The 13190-nt window shown below is 71.9% G+C and carries 15 protein-coding genes; 6 read left to right on the top strand and 9 right to left on the bottom strand.

The annotated features are described in order from the left end of the window. The first annotated feature begins 24 nt into the window (after positions 1 to 24). Both E9934_RS09440 and serB read left to right on the top strand, forming a co-directional pair. Positions 25 to 792 carry a hypothetical protein gene (locus tag E9934_RS09440; RefSeq protein ID WP_136562653.1) on the top strand — a complete coding sequence of 256 codons (768 nt, stop codon included), beginning with the start codon at positions 25 to 27 and terminating at the stop codon, positions 790 to 792. Between the two features lie 12 nt (positions 793 to 804). Continuing rightward, positions 805 to 2031 carry a phosphoserine phosphatase SerB gene (gene serB, locus E9934_RS09445; RefSeq protein ID WP_136562654.1) on the top strand — a complete coding sequence of 409 codons (1227 nt, stop codon included), beginning with the start codon at positions 805 to 807 and terminating at the stop codon, positions 2029 to 2031. Positions 2032 to 2054: 23 nt separating this feature from the next. Here serB and E9934_RS09450 read toward each other — a convergent pair whose 3' ends face one another. The 5 genes from E9934_RS09450 to E9934_RS09470 form a co-directional block, all read right to left on the bottom strand. Beyond that, entirely contained in the window at positions 2055 to 2564 is a 510-nt protein-coding gene (locus tag E9934_RS09450; protein WP_136562655.1) for a SixA phosphatase family protein, read from the bottom strand. Positions 2565 to 2587: 23 nt separating this feature from the next. Next, entirely contained in the window at positions 2588 to 3850 is a 1263-nt protein-coding gene (locus E9934_RS09455) for a hypothetical protein (RefSeq protein WP_136562656.1), read from the bottom strand. Positions 3851 to 3927: 77 nt separating this feature from the next. Beyond that, the gene (gene fabI / locus E9934_RS09460; RefSeq protein WP_136562657.1) at positions 3928 to 4737 is read right to left on the bottom strand and encodes an enoyl-ACP reductase FabI; all 810 of its coding nucleotides are present in this window, start codon (positions 4735 to 4737) and stop codon (positions 3928 to 3930) included. Position 4738: 1 nt separating this feature from the next. Beyond that, positions 4739 to 5449 carry a 3-oxoacyl-ACP reductase FabG gene (gene fabG / locus E9934_RS09465; protein WP_136562658.1) on the bottom strand — a complete coding sequence of 237 codons (711 nt, stop codon included), beginning with the start codon at positions 5447 to 5449 and terminating at the stop codon, positions 4739 to 4741. Positions 5450 to 5576: 127 nt separating this feature from the next. Then, positions 5577 to 5792: a dodecin gene (locus E9934_RS09470; RefSeq protein WP_136562659.1), complete on the bottom strand. Its 216-nt coding sequence runs from the start codon at positions 5790 to 5792 to the stop codon at positions 5577 to 5579. A gap of 65 nt (positions 5793 to 5857) precedes the next feature. Here E9934_RS09470 and E9934_RS09475 point away from each other — a divergent pair, with 65 nt between their 5' ends. Continuing rightward, a complete protein-coding gene (locus E9934_RS09475; RefSeq protein ID WP_136562660.1) occupies positions 5858 to 6184 on the top strand; it encodes a DUF3099 domain-containing protein in 327 nt (108 codons plus the stop codon). Then, positions 6177 to 6371: an acetone carboxylase gene (locus tag E9934_RS09480; protein ID WP_238694865.1), complete on the top strand. Its 195-nt coding sequence runs from the start codon at positions 6177 to 6179 to the stop codon at positions 6369 to 6371. Before E9934_RS09475 ends, E9934_RS09480 begins: the two co-directional genes overlap by 8 nt. Before the next feature lie 17 nt (positions 6372 to 6388). Here the strand turns inward: E9934_RS09480 and moaA are convergent, their stop codons facing one another. Beyond that, positions 6389 to 7381: a GTP 3',8-cyclase MoaA gene (gene moaA, locus E9934_RS09485; RefSeq protein ID WP_136562662.1), complete on the bottom strand. Its 993-nt coding sequence runs from the start codon at positions 7379 to 7381 to the stop codon at positions 6389 to 6391. Positions 7382 to 7446: 65 nt separating this feature from the next. Between moaA and E9934_RS09490 the strand changes: the two genes are divergently transcribed. Beyond that, positions 7447 to 8337, top strand: a complete 891-nt coding sequence (locus E9934_RS09490; RefSeq protein ID WP_238694866.1) for an SURF1 family cytochrome oxidase biogenesis protein — start codon at positions 7447 to 7449, stop codon at positions 8335 to 8337. Here the strand turns inward: E9934_RS09490 and E9934_RS09495 are convergent. From E9934_RS09495 to glpK, 3 genes are read right to left on the bottom strand one after another with little or no spacing between them, the layout of a single operon-like run. Then, positions 8223 to 8993, bottom strand: a complete 771-nt coding sequence (locus tag E9934_RS09495) for an SDR family oxidoreductase (protein ID WP_136562663.1) — start codon at positions 8991 to 8993, stop codon at positions 8223 to 8225. The genes E9934_RS09490 and E9934_RS09495 overlap by 115 nt on opposite strands. A 17-nt stretch (positions 8994 to 9010) precedes the next feature. Then, complete coding sequence (locus E9934_RS09500) at positions 9011 to 10705, bottom strand: glycerol-3-phosphate dehydrogenase/oxidase (RefSeq protein ID WP_238694867.1); 1695 nt, start codon at positions 10703 to 10705, stop codon at positions 9011 to 9013. A 50-nt stretch (positions 10706 to 10755) separates the two neighbouring features. Further along, the gene (gene glpK / locus E9934_RS09505) at positions 10756 to 12285 is read right to left on the bottom strand and encodes a glycerol kinase GlpK (protein ID WP_136562665.1); all 1530 of its coding nucleotides are present in this window, start codon (positions 12283 to 12285) and stop codon (positions 10756 to 10758) included. A gap of 80 nt (positions 12286 to 12365) precedes the next feature. On the opposite strand from glpK, the gene E9934_RS09510 reads away from it, so the two are divergent. Then, positions 12366 to 13190 carry an ABC transporter ATP-binding protein gene (locus tag E9934_RS09510; protein ID WP_136562666.1) on the top strand — a complete coding sequence of 275 codons (825 nt, stop codon included), beginning with the start codon at positions 12366 to 12368 and terminating at the stop codon, positions 13188 to 13190.

The following is a 13190-nucleotide window of genomic DNA, read 5'->3' on the forward strand; positions in this document are numbered from 1 at the left end:
CTTATCCAGTCATAGGGTGCCGCCGTGACTTCCTTGCGGCCCTCTGCCCGCCTCGCCTGGTGGGGAACGGCGTGGCTGGAGGGGCGGATCGGTCCCGATGACTTCCTCGACGGCCTGCTCGACGACCTGGACGGCGGCAGGGACCTCGCGCACCTCGTCGTCGAGGTCGTCGCGGACGGGAGTGGCGTCCCGATCCTGCTCGAGCTCGCGGACGCCCGACGTCAGGGAGCGACGGCCGTGGCCGCTGCTTTTCCCGTGCCCGGGGACCCTGGCGGACTCCGTGGACCGGCGGAGCTGACGGGCGCGGCGATCGAGGCGGGCGAGACGGCGCTCCTCCTCGGCGCGGACCGCGCGCTCGTCCCCCGCGCCGTCGGCCCGGTCGTCGAGTGGGATCGCCTGCCCGCTGCACGCCGGCCGCCACCCGACCTCGCAGCCGCCGACCGGGGGCTGCGATCGGCCGTCCTGGAGGCGGCCCGGGCCCTCGCCGCGCTCGACGTCGCCTCCTGGCGCCCCGAGGTCGCGGACGAGCTGATCGACCTCCGTGCCGGAGTCGCGCTCTCGGCGCCGCCGGGCACGCCGGCCGTGTGCGTCGACCTGGCCGCCCGTGCGCTGCACCTCCTCGCCGTCACCGACCTGGCCCTGGCCGACGACGGAGGCGCGGTGTCGGTCGGCGAGGCGGAGCGACGCCGCGCGGCCATCGACCCCCTCGCCCAGGCCGCCCGACAGGCGCTGACGGCTGCGTGCTCGCCCGACGGCTGGCCACCGCCGCGCCAGGAGCCGGAGGGGCGATAGCCTGCAGCCGCGATGAGCACACACGATCCCGTCGAGGTCCACGACACCCTGCTGATCACGGTGACCGGCACCGACCGTCCCGGCGTCACCTCGGCCGTGCTGGAGACCCTCGCCCGCGCCGGAGTGACCGTCGTCGACGTCGAGCAGATGCTGATCCGGGGCCGGCTCGTCCTCGGCGTGCTCGTGACCGCGCCTCGCGACGGCAAGAAGCTGCGCCGGTCTCTGGAGGCGACGGCGCACGAGCTCGGCATGAGCGTCGACATCGAGAAGGGTCAGGGCGACAACCGCTCGCGGGCGCAGGAGCGGGCGCACGTGACGCTCATCGGCGCGCCACTCAAGGCGTCGGCCATGGCCGCCATCGCCGGCCGGATCGCCGACCTGGGCGGCAACATCGACCGCATCGAGCGGATGGCCCGCTATCCGGTGACGGCCATCGAGCTCAAGGTCTCCGGCGCTGCCCCCGACCGGCTGCGGACGTTGCTCGCCCGCGACGCTGCGACGCTCGGTGTCGACGTCGCCGTCCAACCGGCCAGTCTGTTGCGCCACGGGGTCCGGTTGATCGTCATGGACGTCGACTCGACACTGATCCAGGGCGAGGTCATCGAGATGCTCGCCGAGCACGCCGGCTACGGCGCCGAGGTCGCCGACATCACCGAGCGGGCGATGCGCGGCGAGCTGGACTTCGAGGCGTCGCTGCGGGCGCGTGTGAAGCTGCTCGCCGGTCTCGACGCCTCGGTCATCGACCAGGTCTATGACGCCATCGTGGTCAATCCCGGCGCGCGGACCCTCGTGCGGACGCTGCGCCGCCTCGGCTACCGGTTCGCGATCGTCTCGGGCGGATTCAGCCAGATCACCGATCGGCTGGCGGCCGACCTCGGCATCCACCGGGCGCGTGCCAACACCCTCGAGATCGTCGACGGCCGGCTCACCGGCGAGGTCGTGGGCGACGTGGTGGACCGCGCCGGCAAGGCGCGCGCGCTGCGCGAGTTCGCAGCCGACCTCGGCGTCTCCGAGGCCGCAACCATCGCCATCGGTGACGGGGCCAACGACCTCGACATGCTCGACGCAGCGGGCCTGGGCATCGCCTACAACGCGCGACCGGTCGTGCGGGAGGCCGCGGACACCTCTCTCAACGTGCCCTACCTCGACTCGATCATGTATCTGCTCGGGATCACCCGCGAGCAGGTCGTCGACGCCGACGCCGAGGCCGGCATCGTCACGCCCGCGCCACCGGTGTGAGCGCCTGATCCACCGGCGGCTGGTCAGCCGCGCGCGACGTGGAAGTGGGTCAACCGCCCACTCATCGGGCCGAGCTCGGCCCACTCCCCCGCGATCTCGAACACGGCGGCGGTCGCGGTCGGGAAGCTGCCGCCCTCGGGACCGTCCTCCGGCGCGCCGTCGCCGTCGTCGAGGAGCTGTGTGAGCATGCCAATGGTGGGGTTGTGCCCGACCACGACGGTCGTGGTGACCTCGTCGGCGGTCGCCCGGAGGATCTCCAGCACGCCCTCCTCGTCGGTGACGTAGAGGCTGCCGTCGTAGTGGGGAGCGACGGCCCACGAGGCGGTGGCCGCCAACTCGGCCCACGTCTGGCGGGTCCTGGTCGCATCCGACACCCACGCCTCGTCCGCGACCAGTCCGGACGCCGCGAGCCACCGGCCGAGCTCGGCAGCGTCAGCGCGTCCCCGGTCCGTCAGCGGCCGTTCGGCGTCGGAGGCGGCGAAGGACTCGGCCTGCGCGTGTCGAAGGAGCACCAGCCGGCGCGTGGTCTGCACGATCGCATCGTAGGGGTGTCCGCTCAGCACAGGATCGGCAGGATCTGGCAGAGCGGGTTGCCGCCCTCGCCGCCGCCACCGCCGGAGCCCCCGAGCAGTCCACCGAGCAGGCCGGTCACCGTGTCGAGCAGGTCCGTCAGCACGGAGGGGTCGAGGGTCCCGATGACGGGCAGGCTTCCTCCAGCGACAGCCGCGAACTGGCCGAGGACCTGGGCGATGACCTCACCGAAGAGGGCATCCGTCGGGGTGCCGGCGAGGACGGACAGCAGCTGCTCCGGGGAGAACAGCCCGCCGAGGAGGTCGGCGAGCTCGGCAGCGCCCGGCGCGCCGGCGTCGAAGGCGGACAGCAGCGCCGTCAGCTCGCTCGGGTCGAACTGGTCGGCCAGGCCCGGGAGCAGCCCGTCGAGGAGGGTGGTGAGCTCGTCCAGGTCCAGCGCGCCGGACTCGCCCGTCCCGGCGGCCAGCAGCGCCAGGAGGCCCCCGAGCTGGATCGGGCCGAGGTTGCCGGTGATGCCGGCCAGCAGGTCGGTCAGCGCGAGCAGCTGGGCGGGATCGAGCGGGGCGGGCGGCAGGGTGCCCCCGCCGAGCGCGCTGAGCTGCCCGACGATGTTGGTCAGGAACTCCTGCACCGCTGCAGGGTCCGCCGAGCCGGTCAGCAGGTCCGCGACGTCGCCCGGGTCGAAGCCGCCGCCGAGCAGGCTGGTGAGCTGGCCGAGGCTGAGTCCGGAGCCGGCGTTGAACCCGGTGAGCACTCCGGCGAGCTGCGTGGGATCGAGGTGGCCGGAGATGCCGGGCAGCACCTTGTCGAGCAGGACTGCCAGCTGGGACGCGGAGATCGTGCCCACGGCACCCCCGCCGAGCAGCAGCGAGAGCAGGTCGAGCTGCTGGCCGATCTGGACCTCGGGCTCCGAGGCCGGCTGGGCGCAGGCGGACCGCTTGACGCCCTGCCAGTGCACGACCCTGCGCGCGGCCACCGCGCGTCGCCGATTGGCCGCCGCGAGGTTCCGTTTCCTGGCCCTGGTGACCTTGGCGGGCCTGTCGTTGCGCTGCGCCCGCCGCAGCTCCCGCTTCGCCCTGAGGACCGCCCGGTCCGCGGCGACCTTGTTCCGTCGGGCTCGGGCCAGGGAGCTCTGGGCCCGGGTGCACTCGGCGCTGGGCGCACTGCCAGCGCTGGGGGCAGCGGCCGCGATGGCTGGGGCTGCGGTCGTCGTCGACGGGACGAGGACGAGACCGGCGGTGACCGCCACAGCGGTCAGGGAGACGAGGACGCGCGGGACAAGGGCCATTCGGGGAGTCCTTCCGGGACGGTTCCCCGTCCCATCGGCTCCCCGGACCCCGGTCTGAGCAGTGCGATCCGGGAGGCTCAGGCACCCATCGCGTGGAATCCGCCGTCGACGTGCACGATCTCGCCGGTCGTGGCCGGGAACAGGTCGGACAGCAGCGCGCACACAGCGCGAGCCGTCGGCTGCTGGTCACCGTTGTCCCAACCGAGCGGCGAATTCTGCTCCCACATCGAGTCCAGCTCCTCGAAGCCCGGGATCGCCTTGGCGGCCAGCGTCTTGAGAGGGCCGGCGGAGACGAGGTTGACCCGGATGCCGTCGGGGCCCAGGTCGCGGGCGAGGTAACGCGATGTCGACTCGAGCGCAGCCTTGGCCACACCCATCCAGTCGTAGACCGGCCAGGCGACCGAGGCGTCGAAGGTGAGACCGACGACGCTCCCGCCCTCGGACATCAACGGCTTGCACGCCATCGCCAGTGACTTCAGGGAGTACGCCGACACCTGGACCGCCTGCGCCACGTCCGACCACGGCCCGGTCAGGAACTTGCCGCCGAGCAGGGTCTCGGGGTTGCCGTAGGCGATCGAGTGCACGACGCCGTCGAGGTGCGCATCGGAGCCGAGGTGTTCACGGACCTGCTCCGCGAGACCGGCGAGGTGGTCCTCATCGGTCACGTCGAGCTCGAGGACCGGCGGCAGGACCGGGAGGCGCTTGGCGATCCGGCGGGTGATCCGCAGGGCCTGGCCGAAGTTGGAGATGAGGACCGTCGCGCCCTGCTGCTGCGCGAACTTCGCCACGGCGAAGCCGATGGACGTGTCGAGCGTGACGCCCGCGACGAGGATGGTCTTGCCGGCGAGGATGCCGTTCGGGTTGATGGTGTCGGTCGCTTCAGTCATGTCAGTGCCCCATTCCGAGTCCGCCGTCGACAGGGATCACTGCGCCGGTGACGTACGACGCCGACGGGCTCGCGAGCCAGAGCACTGCTCCCGCGACCTCCGCCGGGTCGGCGTACCGGCCCAGGGGGACCTGGCTCCGGATGCCTTCCTTCTGCTCGTCGGTGAGCACCGCGGTCATGTCGGTGTCGACATAGCCGGGTGCCACGACGTTGGCCGTGATCGAACGCGATCCGAGCTCACGTGCCAGCGACCGCGCCATCCCGACCAGACCGGCCTTGGACGCGGCGTAGTTGACCTGGCCGGGTGAGCCCAACAGGCCGACCACGCTGCCGACGAAGACGATGCGGCCGCGCTTGAGACGCAGCATGCCCTTGGCCGCACGTCGCGCGAGGCGGAACGAGCCGGTGAGGTTGGTGTCGACGACGCTGGACCAGTCCTCGTCCGACATGCGCAGCAACAGCGTGTCGGAGGTGATGCCGGCGTTGGCGACGAGGACCTCGACCGGCCCGTGGGCGGCCTCGGCCGCGGCGAACGCGGCGTCGACGGCGGCCGGGTCCGTGATGTCGGCCTTGATCTCCAGCGCGCCCTCGGGGGCGCCGCCGCTGCGGGTGGTGACGGCCACGTTGTCGCCCGCGGCGATGAAGGCCTCGGCGATGGCGCGGCCGATGCCGCGGTTGCCGCCGGTGATGAGGACGGATCGGGGTTCGCTCACGCCAACGACGCTAGTGGCCGCGCGACGCGCGCCTCACCGGCGGCGAGCACCAAGTTCGCCCAGATCCGTTGTAGGGGTCCGACAAACCCCGCGCAGACCAGTCCGGGCGCGGGCGAGGTGAGGTGACCTACTCGTCGTCCTCGAGACGGAAGCCGACCTTCATGGTGACCTGGAAGTGCTCGACCTGACCGTCCTTGATCTGGCCGCGTACCTGGGAGACCTCGAACCAGTCGAGGTGGCGCAGGGTCTGGCCGGCGCGCGAGACGCCGTTGCGGATCGCCTGGTCGATGCCGTCCGGGGAGGTGCCGACGATCTCGCTGATGCGGTAGGTGCGATTGGACATGGGAGCACCCTACCGAGAACGACCGCGGGCGCGGCCCGTCGCCGTGCGCGGCGTAGGCTGGCAGCATGCCTGCCTCGCGCCCTGCCCGCTCCGGCGACGGCGACGCGATCCGGATCACCACGGCCGGCACGAGCCCCGACGCTGATCTGGCCCGCCGTCAGCGCAAGTACGTGATCGCGATGACGATCCGGACCCTGTGCTTCATCGGTGCCGCCATCAGCGGCGCGGCCGGCCTGCACTGGCTGTGGCCCTTTCTGATCGCGGGAGCGATCATCCTGCCGTACGTCGCCGTGGTCATGGCCAACGCCAACGACAGCCGGTCGACGGAGCTGCCGTTGACCGGCGGGGGCGACGCGCAGCGCCAGCTCGGTGCAGGATCCGACCGTGGCTGAGCCCGACCAGTGCTCGGCGAAGGGGTGCCGGGAGCCCGCCGGGTGGCAGCTGCAGTGGAACAACCCGCGCATCCACACCCCCGACCGGCGCAAGATCTGGCTGGCCTGCGATGTCCACCGCGAGTCGCTCGAGCACTTCCTGGGAGCACGGGGCTTCCTCAAGGACACGGTGGCGCACCGGGCCTGACCCGCCGTCAGCCTCCCTCAGCCGCCGATGGCCGACATCGGTCGGTCGGGCTGGAGGAAGGTCGGGTCGTCGATGCCGTGCCCGGGGGCCTTGCCGAGCATCGCGGTCTGCCACCGCTCGGCGAGCTCGTCGTCCGAGGCGCCGGCGCGCAGCGGGCCGCGCAGATCGGACTCGGTGCGGGCGAAGAGACAGTCGCGGACCTGGCCGTCGGCGGTGAGGCGGACCCGGTCGCAGTCGCCGCAGAACGGGCGGGTGACCGAGGCGATCACCCCGACCGTGCCCGGCCCACCGTCGACCCGGAACAGCTCGGCGGGCGCACTCCCCCGCGGCTCGACGGCCGGGCTCAGGTCGAAGGCCTGCTCCAGCGAGGCGAGGATCTCGTCGGCGGTGACCATCGCGTTGCGGTCCCAGCCGTGCTGGGCGTCGAGCGGCATCTGCTCGATGAAGCGCAGCTGGTAGCCGCGCTCGAGGCACCACTGCAGCAGCTCGGGCGCCTGATCGTCGTTGACTCCGCGCATCAGGACCGCATTGACCTTGACCGGGCCGAGGCCGGCCGCGTCGGCGGCCGCGAGACCGGCGACGACGTCGTCGAGGCGGTCGCGTCGCGTGATCGTGCGGAAGGTGTCGGGACGCACGGAGTCGAGGCTCACGTTGACCCGGTCGAGGCCCGCCGCCGCGAGTGCGGGCGCCGTGCGGGCGAGGCCGAGCGCGTTGGAGGTGATCGACATCTCGACCGAGCTGTCGAGGGCGCGGACCTGGGCGATGATGTCGACGAGCCCGCGGCGCAGCAGCGGCTCGCCGCCGGTGAAGCGGATCTCGGTCACGCCGAGGCGGCTGACGGCGATCCCGATGAGACGGACCAGCTCGGTGTCGGAGAGCTGCTCCTCCCCGGGCATCCAGTCCAGTCCCTCGGCGGGCATGCAGTAGGTGCAGCGCAGGTTGCAGCGGTCGGTCAGCGAGACCCTGAGGTCGGTCGCGACACGTCCGTGGCGGTCGATGAGCGGCTGCACGACTCCAGCATAGGCAGGTGGGGACCGACGTCCACGGAAGAGTGCGCAGGACCTACCGTTATCACGTGCGTTCGTGGTTGGCCTCCTGGCGGTTCCTGCTGAGCCGACGCTGGGTCCTGTTCTTCCTCGCGATCCTCGCGGTCGGCTACGGCACGTGGTGGCTGGGCGAGTGGCAGTTCGGCCGTCTGGACGACCGCAAGGAGCGCAACGCCGTCGTCGTCGCCAACGAGGAGCGCGAGCCGGTGCCGGTCGAGCAGGTCCTCGCTCCGGGCCAGGACGTGGCCGAGGAGGACGAGTGGCGCCTCGTGACCGCCACCGGGGAGTACGACGCCCCGAGCACCGTGGTCGTCCGCTACCGCACGCGCGACTCGGCGCCCGGGGTCGAGGTCGTCGTACCGCTCGTCACGGCGGAGGGCACGACGGTCGTGGTGGACCGTGGCTGGTTCGCGACGGACGACCCGGAGATCGGCTACGCCGAGCTGCCAGCGCCGCCGACCGGGACGGTCACGATCACCGGCTGGGTCCGTGCGGACGGGACGGGCGGCAGCACCGAGGTCCACGACCTCTCGACGCGTGCCATCGCCAGTGGTCCGATCGGGGAGGCCATCGGTCGCGAGGTCTTCACCGGATTCGTGGCGTTGAAGTCCGAGGACCCGGAGCCCGCGGAGTCGCTGGAGCCGATCGAGCTGCCGGAGCTCGGCCAGGGGCCGCACTTCTTCTACGGTCTGCAGTGGTGGTTCTTCGGCGTTCTCGCCCTCGGCGGCTTCGGCTACCTGGCGTGGGACGAGCGACGCAACGGTCCGCGGGGTGAGCGCCGCCGGCCCAACGTTCAGAGCAGGGCTCAGACGGAGCGGGACAGCCCGCCGTCGACCGGCAGCATGACGCCGGACAGGAACGACGCGGCGGGCGACAGCACGAACGCCGCGACCCGGCCGAACTCCTCCGGGTCCCCGTAGCGTCCCAACGGGATCGTGGCGATGGCCGCTGCCCGCGCAGACTCGGCATCACCGGTCGACGCGTCGAGCTCGGCGACCCGCTCGGTCCCGATCCGGCCCGGCAGCAGACCGTTGACGCGGATGCCCCGGGGACCGAGCTCGTCGGCCAGGGTCTTGGCGACCATCGCGAGGCCGGGTCGCAGCCCGTTGGAGATCGCCAGTCCGCCGATGGGCTGCTTGACACTGGTGGACAGCACGAGGGCCAACGAGCCGCCGGACGTGAGCGCGCCCGCCACCTCGCGGGCGAGTCGCACGGTCCCGAGGAAGACCGAGGCGAAGGCGTCGCTCCACTGCTCGTCGCTCATGTCCGTCACCGCTCCGGGAGGTGGGCCGCCGACGCTGACCAGTGCGCCGTCCAGTCGTCCCCACCGCTCGGTCACCTCGCGGACGACGCGCGACGCCGTGCCGGGATCGCCGTTGTCGGCGACGATGCCGAGGACCTGCTCGGGTGTCGCGAGCGCGCCGAGCTCCGCGGCCGTTGTCTCGACCGACGGGGGCGTGCGCCCCGTGATCGCGACCCGCGCGCCGTCGGCGACCAGCGCGGCGGCCGTGGCCCGTCCCAGTCCCCTGGTCGCTCCGCTCAGCAGATAGGCACGGTCGGCGAGTCCCAGGTCCATGGCTCGAGCCTAGGTGGCTAGGCGTCCAGGGAGTCGGCGACGCTCGAGACCGGTACGACGTCCGGCGCCCCCTTGCGTGCGGCGTCGGCGGTGTGGTCGTCGGGCTGTCGCTGGCTCTCCCGCTCCGCCTCGACCCGCTTCAGGTAGTGCTCCAGCTCGCGTTGGTGCTGGTCGACGTCCCAGTGCAGGTAGCCGCGCACCAGGTCCGCGACGTGCGCTGCGGCGGCGGCGCCGCGGTCGAAGGTCTCGAACGAGACCCGCAACCGCCGCGTCAGGATGTCGTCCAGGTGGCGTGCGCCTTCGTGGGTGACCGCATAGACGGCCTCGACCTGGAGGTAGTCCTCGGCTCCGGGCAGCGGCTCGCCCAGCTCGGGCTCCGCTGCCACGAGGTCGAGCACCTCCAGGACCAGGGAGCCGTAGCGCTCCAGCAGGTGCTCGACGCGATTGACCGCCAGGCCCGACTGGGCGGCGAGCGTGCGCCGCTGGTTCCACAGCGCCTGGTAGCCGTCGGCGCCGACGAGCGGCACCGTCTCGGTGACGCACTCGCCGACCTTGCGGCCGAGCACGGACTCCAGGCCGTGGACGGCTTCGTCCACGGCGTCGGCCGCCATGACGCGGTAGGTGGTGTACTTCCCTCCCGCGACGACGACCAGGCCCGGCACGCTGTGCGCCACGGCGTGCTCGCGCGAGAGCTTCGAGGTCGCCGCCGACTCGCCGGCCAGCAGCGGCCGCAGCCCGGCGAAGACGCCCTCGACGTCATCACGGGTGAGCGGCACCTCGAGCACCCGGTTGACGTGCTCCAGCAGGTAGTCGATGTCGCGCGAGCTGGCGGCCGGGTGGTCCTTGGACAGCTCCCAGTCGGTGTCGGTCGCGCCGATCATCCAGTGCCGCTTCCACGGGATCACGAACAGCACCGACTTCTCGGTGCGCAGGATCAGGCCGGTCTCCCCCCGGATCCGGTCCCGTGGCACGACCAGGTGGATCCCCTTGCTGGCTCGGACCTTGAACTGCCCGCGCTCGCGCGCCATCGCCTGGGTCTCGTCGGTCCAGACACCCGTGGCGTTGATGACCTGGGAGGCCCGGATGTCGAAGCGGCGCCCGGTCTCGAGGTCGATCACGTGGGCACCGACGACGCGCTCGCTCTCCTTGATCAGGCCCAGCACGCGGGTCCGCGAGGCGACCGCGGCACCGTAGGTCGCGGCGGTGCGGGCCAGGAACATCGTGTGCCGCGCATCGTCGACCTGGGCGTCGTAGTAGCGGATCGCGCCGACCAGGGCGTCCTTGCGCAGTGACGGGAACGCCTTACGGGCACCGCGCCGACTCAGGTGCCGGTGCACCGGCATGTGGTCGCCATAGCCGCTGGCCTTCGACATGGCGTCATAGAGCGCGACACCGGACCCGGCGTACCAACGCTCCCAGCCTCGGCCGGTGAGCGGGTAGAGGAAGGGCACCGGCCGGACCAGGTGCGGGGCCAGGCGCTGCATCAGCAGGCCGCGTTCCTTCAGCGCCTCCGCGACGAGACGGAAGTCCAGCATCTCCAGGTAGCGCAGGCCGCCGTGGATGAGCTTGCTGCTGCGGCTCGACGTACCGGAGGCGAAGTCGCGGGCCTCGACCAGACCGACGGCCAGGCCGCGGGTGGCAGCGTCGAGCGCCGCACCGCTGCCGACGACGCCACCGCCGATCACCAGGACGTCGAGATGCTGGGTGGCCATCCGCCTGAGCGCCGCGGTCCGGGCACGGGGCGAGAGCGCTGCGGGTTTCATCAGTGGGGTACCTCCACCCAGTCCAGGGTCCGTTGCACGGCCTTCTGCCACTGGGCGTACCCCTTCGTACGCCGTTCCTCGTCCCACTGGGGCTCCCAGCGGACGTCCTCACGCCAATGCTGGCGCAGCTCGTCGGTCGATGACCAGTAGCCCACGGAGAGACCTGCGGCATAGGCCGCGCCGAGCGCGGTGGTCTCGGGAACTACCGGCCGGCTGACCGGGACGCCGAGGACGTCGGCCTGGATCTGCATGCACAGGCTGTTGAGCGTGACGCCACCGTCGACCTTGAGTACCTCCAGCTCGACGCCGGAGTCGGCACACATCGCCTCGACGACGTCGCGGGACTGGTAGCAGATCGCCTCGAGCGTCGCGCGGGCCACGTGGGCGTTGGTGTTGAAGCGCGACAGCCCGACGATCGCGCCGCGGGCATCGGAGCGCCAGTGCGGCGCGAAGAGGCCCGAGAAGGCCGGCACGAAGTAGACGCCGCCGTTGTCGGGCACCTGGCGGGCGAGTGACTCGGACTCGGCCGCGCCGCTGATGATGCCCAGCTGGTCGCGCAGCCACTGGACCGCGGAGCCGGTCACCGCGATCGATCCCTCGAGCGCATAGACGCAGGGCTCGTCCCCCAGTTGGTAGGCCGGCGTGGTGAGCAGCCCCGAGCGGGACCGGACGATCTCCGTGCCGGTGTTGAGCAGCATGAAGTTGCCGGTGCCGTAGGTGTTCTTGGCCTCGCCGGGCGCGAAGCAGACCTGCCCGACCGTGGCGGCCTGCTGGTCACCGAGGATGCCGGTGATCGGCACCTCGCCCGCGAACGGGCCATGGACGCGCGTGACACCGAACGGCGTGGTCGCCGAGGACTCCCGGATCTCGGGGAGCATCGCCCGCGGGATGCCGAAGAAGCCGAGCAGCTCGTCGTCCCACTGGAGCGTCTCGAGATCCATCAGCATCGTGCGGCTCGCGTTGGTGACATCCGTGACGTGCACGCCGCCGTCGACACCACCGGTGAGATTCCACAGCACCCAGGTGTCGGGCGTCCCGAAGAGGGCGTCGCCGCGCTCCGCCGCCTCCCGCGCACCGGACACGTTCTCGAGGATCCACTGCAGCTTGCCGCCGGAGAAGTACGTCGCCGGCGGCAGCCCGGCGCGGTGGCGGATCGTGTCGCCACGCCCGTCGCGGTCGAGCGCCGCGGCGATGGCGTCGGTCCTCGTGTCCTGCCAGACGATGGCGTTCGTGAGCGGCCGACCGGTGCGTCGGTCCCAGACGATCGTCGTCTCCCGCTGATTGGTGATGCCGACGGCGGCGAGGTCTACTGCTGTCAGGCCCGCCTTGCCCAGCGCGGTCTGCACGACGACGGACGTCCGCTCCCAGATCTCCAGCGGATTGTGCTCGACCCAGCCGGCCCTCGGCAGGATCTGCTCGTGCTCCAGCTGGTGGCGGGCGATCTCCGCCCCGGCATGGTCGAACACCATGAAGCGCGTGCTGGTCGTGCCCTGGTCGATCGCTCCCACGTAGCGTGCCGCTGCGGCCATGCGGCACACCCTACGGATGTCAGGGGCGCGTCGGGGCCAATCCCGATGCGGCGCGCGCGGGGCTTTGGCAGGCTGGGCCCATGACGGACGCCCCCCACTCCGCCCGGTCCCCCCTGCCTCCTCACTCCCCCGCTGATCTCGGCGCTGACTCCGGAGCTGACTCCGGCGCTGCTGCCCGCGCGATCGACCTGCACAAGGTCTATGGCGAGGGGGACTCCGAGGTCCGCGCCCTCGACGGCGTGAGCATCGACCTGGTGCGCGGCGAGTTCACCGCGATCATGGGGCCGTCGGGGTCGGGGAAGTCAACCCTGATGCACTGCCTCGCCGCGCTGGACACCCCCAGCGCCGGGCAGGTGCTGATCGGTGACACCGACCTGTCCCGACTGCGCGACAAGGCCCTCACCGCCCTGCGGCGCGAGGAGATCGGCTTCGTCTTCCAGGCCTTCAACCTGATCCCGACGCTCACCGCCCGCGAGAACATCCTCCTGCCGCTGAGTCTCGCCGGGGCGAAGCCGGACCAGGGCTGGTTCGACACCGTGGTCGACACGGTCGGCCTGCGGGACCGCCTGGGCCACAAGCCCTCGGAGATGTCGGGCGGCCAGCAGCAGCGCGTCGCGTGCGCCCGCGCCCTGGTCAGCAAGCCGTCGATCGTTTTCGCCGACGAGCCCACCGGCAACCTCGACAGCACCTCCGGTGCGGAGGTTCTCGGCTTCCTGCGCCGCAGCGTGGACGAGTTCGACCAGACCATCGTGATGGTCACCCACGACGCCGTCGCGGCGTCGTACTGCGACCGGGTGGTCTTCCTCGCCGATGGCCGGATCGTCGACGAGTTCCGCTCGCCCACGCGCGAGCAGATTCTCGAGCACATGACCTCGCTGCAGGCCCGCGCCCACGGGCAGGCCTGA

This window comes from Nocardioides caeni (assembly GCF_004912195.1).
GTDB classification, from domain to species: domain Bacteria; phylum Actinomycetota; class Actinomycetes; order Propionibacteriales; family Nocardioidaceae; genus Nocardioides; species Nocardioides caeni.